At 56.0% G+C, this 2,486-nt stretch carries 1 protein-coding gene and 2 pseudogenes; 1 reads left to right on the top strand and 2 read right to left on the bottom strand.

Translation table 11 applies throughout. The features are described from left to right. Positions 1 to 743: 743 nt before the first annotated feature. Positions 744 to 1,304: pseudogene (locus tag FTU34_RS17545) on the top strand (tyrosine-type recombinase/integrase); the annotation flags it as partial. On the opposite strand, the pseudogene FTU34_RS18185 reads toward FTU34_RS17545, so the two are convergent. Further along, positions 1,301 to 1,543 (bottom strand): annotated as a pseudogene (locus FTU34_RS18185) (conjugal transfer protein TraG); the annotation flags it as partial. The pseudogenes FTU34_RS17545 and FTU34_RS18185 sit on opposite strands and share 4 nt — an antisense overlap. A 131-nt stretch (positions 1,544 to 1,674) precedes the next feature. After that, positions 1,675 to 2,486, bottom strand: an 812-nt coding sequence (locus tag FTU34_RS17540; RefSeq protein ID WP_159139002.1) for a LysR family substrate-binding domain-containing protein, incomplete at its 5' end; no start/stop codon positions are given.

The following is a 2,486-nucleotide window of genomic DNA, read 5'->3' as shown; positions in this document are numbered from 1 at the left end:
TGTTCAAATGGCGATTCAGCGTTTAATTGGTTTTGGGAAAAAAGAAGAGTTTAAGGAAATTTTGGCAATTTTAAGAAAGCAGAATCCTGATAGGATAAGGGTTCTGTGAAATTTGTCGTGTACAGAGTATAATAATAATAATCGAGCATGAGTCTCATACGGATGCTCGGGTCGAAAGGGAATCCCCAGGCGAGTAACCTGTTTGCGGTGATCCATTAGCTGCAGGAGCAGAAGAGCATACATCTGGAAGCAAAGCCAGGAAAGCGGCCTATGGAGCTGTGCGGCAGCGCTCAGTAGGCAATTTTTCAAAATATTGTTAAGCCTTTTCTGAGCATGGTATTTTTCATGGTATTACCAATTAGCAGGAAAATAAGCCATTGAATATAAAAGATAAAAATGTCTTGTTTACAATAAAGTGGGAATAATTCGGGCCTATCCGAACGCCGCCGGCGGCCGCCGATCACCGCACGCAAGTAACTGAAATCATTAATTAAATATACTGCCGTCTATCGCGGTCTATCGCGGGGCAAGCCTCGCAATAGACGGTATGGCTGACGGTATGGCGACTCTTGCCGCATCGCCAAAACGAATATACCGTCAGGGGTAAGAGAGCTTCTGACGGTATTTTTTCTGTCTTATTCCCTTGATAATAATAGGAAATTTGCCATTCAGGTAGGCCAATTTGGGCCTGACGGTATATCGGGCGGCTCTCAGGCGTTTTTGAACGATCTCGGAGGGTCGAAATGCTGACTGACGCTGGCATCAAAGCACTGAAGCCAAAGAATAAATTATATAAGGTCGTAGACCGTGACGGTATGTACGTCGTGGTCAATCCCTCGGGGGCGGTCGTGTTCCGGTATGACTACCGCCTCAACGGGCGTCGGGAGACTTTGACGCTGGGCCGCTACGGCGCTTCCGACCTGTCGCTGGCGCGGGCGCGCGAGAAACTGATCGACGCCAAGCGCGCCATACTTGAAGGACGGTCGCCCGCCCGAGAGAAGCAACGCGAGAAGCGCCGCATCAAAGAGGCAAAGAGCTTCGGCGAGTTTGGCGAACGCTGGTTGCTGGAGGCGAAGATGGCCGACAGCACCCGCGCGATGCGCCGCTCGATCTATGAGCGGGACATTCTTCCGACCTTTCGGAATCGTCTGCTGACGGAAATCAGCCCCGACGATCTCCGCGCCATGTGCGCCAAGGTGAAGGCACGGGGAGCCCCGGCAACAGCCGTCCACGTCCGCGACATTGTGAAGCTCGTTTATGCCTTCGCGATCCTGCACGGGGAAAAGGTGCCGAACCCGGCCGATACCGCGATGATGCCGCCCTCGACGAAGATAGCGGGCGCGTAGGCGTCGAAGGAAAACCACCACCAGAAGAAGGCCGGCGGATAATAGACCGGCAGGCCCGCCAGATCGAACCATGGCGCTCCAAGCTGGGGCTGGAAGCCGAGGCGAAAGGCAACCCATTGCGTCGCCGCCCACGTCATCACCAGAACGATGGTGATGACTACGGCGATCTGACCCCAAAGGATTCGGCCTCCGCGCAATGCAGGCTCCAGTCGGCAAAAGAGACGGAGCCGATCAGAGAGTAGGCAAAATCGGGACGGGCAACAGGAAAGAGGATGCCGGAGGGCTGCCGGATACTATCGGCGGCAAATAGGATGGATCGCCTGTGCCGTTATCGTGCCGGTCGAGTGCCATCCAGGAAACGATTGGGCGAATCGCCGTCACGCTTCATTTTGCCTGCGAGGTTGAGTAGATTTTTCAGTGCGGAGTTGCGATTGAACGGCGACCAGACGGCTGTAAAGGCAACCGGCTCCGGTTCATCGAGGAAGGGCAGGAAGACGATGCCGGTCGTCGGCAACAATGACGTTGCCTCGCCGACGATAGTGATGCCGAAGCCTTGTCCGACCATAGATAGCAGCGTGTCGCGCCCCACATCAAAGCGCCGGATCGACGGTGCGGGCCAACGCCCGGCAAGGCGCAGCACGATATGGTCATGGACCTGCGGGCCGGTGCCACCATAGCGAACAATGAAAGTCTCGCCGACCAGATCGGACCAAGTGATTGCGGACTGCCCGGCGAGGCGATGCCCATCCGATAGCACGGCCACCAGCGGTTCGGTCCAGATCGGTCGGGTATGGCAGTCGGGCATCTCGGGCTTGCCCGCGACGAACACCACGTCGAGCTGGTCAGCACGAAGCTGCATCACCGCATCGCGGGCTGTGCCTTCGGTGATCTCAACCTCAATGCCCGTATGTTCTTCCCGATAATGACGGATCAGCTCCGTGAGAAAGCTGCGTGGGATTAAGGCATGGATGCCGATGCGAAGCCGGCCGTATTCTCCTTGAGCTGTCATGCCTGCGGTCTTCACTGCGTGATCGAGTTGATCGACACCCGCCGTGACACGCTCCATGAAGTGCCTGCCTGCGTCTGTTAGCCGAACGCCCCGCGCATGGCGCTCAAATAGCAGGACACCAAGGTTATCCT

Source organism: Acinetobacter sp. YH12094 (genome assembly GCF_013419295.1).
GTDB classification, from domain to species: domain Bacteria; phylum Pseudomonadota; class Gammaproteobacteria; order Pseudomonadales; family Moraxellaceae; genus Acinetobacter; species Acinetobacter amyesii.
This window is presented reverse-complemented; position numbering and strand designations above follow the sequence as displayed.